We start from the raw sequence: 4336 nt of genomic DNA, 5'->3' as shown, positions 1-4336 counted from the left end.
CGGCGGAGAAGCGGTCGGCGACGAGGGGTCCTGAGAACAGGCCGCCGGAGCCGGCTTCCCAGACCGAGACGGCGACGTAGTCGCCGACCCCGATCACCGGCTCGATCGAGGGGCGCTTGTCGCCGAATGAGGCGAGCAGGCTGTCGAGCGGGCGTCCGCGCAGGGCCTCGATCACGGCCGGCGTCACGTCCACGAGCTCGTAGCGCGCCAGCAGCCCCTCCGGCGTCGAGACCTCCGCCCCCGCCTCGACGGCCCGCGCCGTCGGACCCGAAGCCGGAAGAACCGAACAGCCCGACACCGCAAGTGCGGTGAGCAGGAGCAGGGGGAGGACGCGCATCCAGGATCGCCTGATCGTTTTCAAGGCCTCGACGCCTAGACCAATCGCAAGCTGCTGTCCGTAGCGGGGCGGACACACTCGCAGCGCGCGAGCTCGATCGGCCGCGGCGATCCCCGTTGTGCACATCGTCAAGTCGCGACTCCGACTTTCTGCGGGCTGGACGCTGGCAGCGACACGGGCGATCTGGCTCTCGCGCCGACGAAGCCTTATGCCTGGAAAATATTTCCGCCCCACGACGCAGCGAACGACTTCGGAAGAACGCCCTCATCCATGAGGCTGCCTCTCTCCTACACCCCGCCGGACTTGCAGGCCGAGCGGACCGGCACGGTACGCCGCCGACAGGTGTTCTTCATTCCGGGCTACGATCCCGCGGCACGGACCCGCTATCGCCTGCTGTTCGTGCGCGAGCTGTTGCGGCACGCCAAGCGCTTCGGCGATCCGCGGCCCGACATCTCGCCGGCGACCTTGAGTGCGGACGGCATCCTACAGAGCTGGACGGTCGGACCGGACGAGGGCCGGGTGGCGACCGCCTACGACGTGCTGCTCTGGGACGACCTCGTCGCGCGGGACTTCCGTCGGCCGCGGGTGCTCAGCGTCCTGCTCCTCGTCGTCGGCACACTCCATGCCCTGGTCCGCGGGCTGATCTGGCGGTTCTACCGGCTCAACTGGCTCTACGGGAACGTCGTCATCTACCCGTTCGTGATGGTCGTGCTGCTCTCGGCCCTGTCGCTGGCGATCGGGACCCTGGTGCACGCCCACCTCGGCGACTGGTTCGGCCACAGCCTCGGCTGGCCGCCTTGGGTGACCCTGCCGCTTGCCGTCGTCGCCGGGATCGCCTGGATCGCGGCGATCGAGGCTTTGCTCAACCGTTTCTTCTTCTGGCAGCTGCTGAACGATTGGGTGTTCAACTGGCAGCACGGCAACGGCTGGCGACGCGACTATGCCGCCCGCCTCGACGTTTTCGCCGACCGCATCCTCGCGCGGCTCGCCGAAGCCGAAGCCCGCGGCGAGCGGCCGGACGAGGTGATGATCGTCGGCCACTCCACCGGCGGGCTCACGGCCGCCGAGGTCGCCGCGCGGCTCCTCGCCCGAGCTCCGGACCTCGGAACGGGCGACACGGCGTTCTGCCTCGCGACCCTGGGCTCGGCCCTTCCGATCGTCGCCGCGCAGCCCTTCGCCCGACATGTCCGCGGCGACGTGGCCGCCCTCGTCGCCTCGCGCCGGATCGTCTGGCTCGACGTGCAGGCGCCGCAGGATTGGATGAACTTCCCCGGCTTCAATCCTGTGCTCGACCTCGGGCTGCCGCTCGCCGACGGCCCGATCGCGAACCCGCTGGTGCGGTCGGCACAGGTGCGGGACATCCTGACGCCGGAGACCTATGCGAAGGTCAGGCTCAAGCCGTTCCGCATGCACTTCCAGTTCCTGCTCGCGAACGAGCGGCCCGGCCCCTACGACTACTTCCGCATGGTCCTCGGACCGCAATTCCTGCGCGACCGGGCGATCCGTCCGATCGTGGCGGAGCTGGCGCCGGCGGCGCCGAAGGCCGGCGGCTGAGGGGAGGGCGGCTCCGCTCGAAGGCCTCGCCCGGGCCGGGCGGCGTGCTATCTGCGACGCCGCGACCACGCGATCGAACCGGGAGCCGCGATGCCCGCGAGCCAGTCCACGCCGAACGACCCTGCAGGGTCCCCCGCCGCACAGGTGCTCGTGGTGATGGGGGTCTCGGGCTCGGGAAAGAGCACCGTGGCCGCCCTGGTGGCCGAGCGGCTGGGCTGGATCTTCGTCGACGGCGACAGCTTCCACACGCCCGAGCACGTCGCAAAGATGCATGCCGGCCTCGCCCTGGACGACGAGGACCGCGCGCCTTGGCTCGCCTCGATCGCGGTCTGGATCCGGCATCGCCTGGAGCGGGGGGAATCCGGCGTCATCGTCTGCTCGGCCCTGCGCCGGGCCTATCGCGACGTTCTCACCGGAGGCTCGCGGCAGGTCCGGATCGTCTACCTCGAAGGCAGCCGCGACCTGATCGCCGGCCGGCTCGCGCAGCGGCACGGGCACTTCATGGCGCCGGCCCTCCTCGACAGCCAGTTCGCGACCCTGGAGCCGCCGGGGAAGGACGAGCATCCGGTTGTCGTCGGCATCGCCGACGATCCCGAGCGGATCGCCGAGCGCGTGGTCGCCCGGGTCCAGGCGACCGGAGGAGCCGTATGATGAGCGACCGCGACATCGACCTCGTGATCTCGGACGTCGACGGCACCCTCGTCGGCACCGACAAGAGCCTCAGCCCGGGCACGATCGCCGCGGTGGCGCGGCTGCACGCCGCCGGAATCGGTTTCACCGTCGCGTCGGCCCGCCCGCCCGTTGGCTTGCGCGGTCTCGTCGAGACGCTGGCGCTGCGCCTGCCGATGGGCGCCTTCAACGGCGCGACGGTGGTCGACCCCGACCTCTCCGTGATCGAGGAGCGGCTGATCCCGGAGGCGACCGCACGGGAGGCGGTCGACCGGATGCTCGCCGCGAAGCTCGATGTCTGGGTCTTCGCCGACGGCCTGTGGAGCCTGCGCGACCCGGCCGGACCCTACACCGACCTCGAGCGCCGCACCCTCGACGCCGAGCCGAACGTGGTGCCCGACCTCGCCTCCCTTATGGGACGGGCCTCCAAGCTCGTCGGCGTCAGCCGGGACCACGCGCACCTCGCCGCCTGCGAGGCCGAGATCGGCCGCACCCTGGAGGGCCGCGCCGTCGTCCACCGCTCGCAGGCCTACTACCTCGACGTGACCCCGCCCGGCGTCGACAAGGGCGGCTTCGTGGACTGGATGGCGGACCGGCTCGGCCTCGCGCGCAGCCGCATCGCCACCTTCGGAGACGCGGGCAACGACGCCGCGATGTTCGCGCGCGCCGGCTTTTCGGTGGCGATGGGCAACGCCGAGGAGAGGGTGAAGGCGGCGGCCACCGCCGTCACCGACGGCAACGACGCCGACGGCTTCGCCAAGGCGGTCGATCGGCTGATCCTGGCCTAAGAAGACGTCCGCCCCTGTGGCATGCTAGGCACAGGCTCCGCCCCCCGGGCTCGCCGCCCCCAGGCGACCGCATCCAAGCCGCTTTCCAGCCTCATTTGCCCCCGACCTAGCTTGACCAGAACAAGCGGGAACGGGTCTCCAGGATGCATCGACGCCTTCTCCTCGCCGCAGCTCTGGCGGTCGTGACCGTCCCGGCCATCGCGCAGGGAGCCCGCGACAACATCGATGCGCTGATCGAGCAGCACGCCAAGGCGAACGGCGTTCCGGCGAGCTTCGTCCACGCGGTGGTCAAGCGCGAGAGCAACTACAACCCGAAGGCCAAGGGCGGCAGCGCTCTCGGGCTGATGCAGATCAAGCCCGCCACCGCCCGCGGCCTCGGCTATCAGGGCGACGCCGCCGGCCTGCTCGATCCCGGGACGAACCTGAAATACGGCGTCGCCTACCTCGCCGGCGCCTACCGCACCGCGCAGGGCAACCTCACCCAGGCCTACGGCTACTACAATCGCGGCTACTACTACGCCGCCAAGCGTCAGGGCGTCGCCACGGCGGTCGCCGCGGTTGTGGCCCCGGTCGCCGCCTCCGCCAGCGCCGTCGCCAGCCTGTTCACCGGCGCGCCCGTCGTCGCCACCGATCCGAACCTCTCCGCCGCCAACGTGGCGCTGGCCTATGCCCCGACCGTGGCGGCGGCGCCGGCCGAGGCGGTCGCGGTCCCCTTGCCGCCCCGTCGTCCGGCAGCCCTCTCCGGGGCCGAGATGGTGGAGATGGCGAGCCTGCGCACGACGCAGGACCCCGCCGCCGACCAGCCGCAAGCGGACGCCGCCGCGACGGCCCAGACGATCGCGGTGCCGCTTCCGCCGCGCCGGCCCGATTCGCTTTCCGGCGCCGTCCAGGTGGCGAGCGTCGACCTCTCGGGGCTCACCCTGGCCGCCTCGCCCGCAGCGCAGCCGACCGCCGCCACCGCGGATGCGGCCTCCGCCGACAGCGTCGC

General features: G+C 71.5%; 4 protein-coding genes and 1 pseudogene. 4 read left to right on the top strand and 1 reads right to left on the bottom strand.

The window, feature by feature from the left end; genetic code table 11:
* Positions 1-337 (bottom strand): annotated as a pseudogene (locus tag FV222_RS18375) (sugar transporter); the annotation flags it as partial.
* Between the two features lie 270 nt (positions 338-607).
* On the opposite strand from FV222_RS18375, the gene FV222_RS18370 reads away from it, so the two are divergent.
* The 4 genes from FV222_RS18370 to FV222_RS18355 all read left to right on the top strand — a co-directional run.
* Positions 608-1891: an alpha/beta hydrolase gene (locus FV222_RS18370; RefSeq protein ID WP_147815342.1), complete on the top strand. Its 1284-nt coding sequence runs from the start codon at positions 608-610 to the stop codon at positions 1889-1891.
* A gap of 90 nt (positions 1892-1981) precedes the next feature.
* Positions 1982-2542: a gluconokinase gene (locus FV222_RS18365; protein ID WP_147815341.1), complete on the top strand. Its 561-nt coding sequence runs from the start codon at positions 1982-1984 to the stop codon at positions 2540-2542.
* A complete protein-coding gene (locus FV222_RS18360; protein WP_147815340.1) occupies positions 2542-3348 on the top strand; it encodes a Cof-type HAD-IIB family hydrolase in 807 nt (268 codons plus the stop codon). Before FV222_RS18365 ends, FV222_RS18360 begins: the two co-directional genes overlap by 1 nt.
* Before the next feature lie 143 nt (positions 3349-3491).
* A partial coding sequence (locus FV222_RS18355) for a transglycosylase SLT domain-containing protein (protein WP_147815339.1) occupies positions 3492-4336 on the top strand: 845 nt, incomplete at its 3' end.

It is taken from the genome of Methylobacterium sp. WL103 (assembly GCF_008039885.1).
GTDB classification, from domain to species: Bacteria; Pseudomonadota; Alphaproteobacteria; order Rhizobiales; family Beijerinckiaceae; genus Methylobacterium; species Methylobacterium cerastii.
The sequence above is the reverse complement of the archived record's forward strand: the minus strand, read 5'-3'. Positions and strand labels throughout refer to the sequence as shown.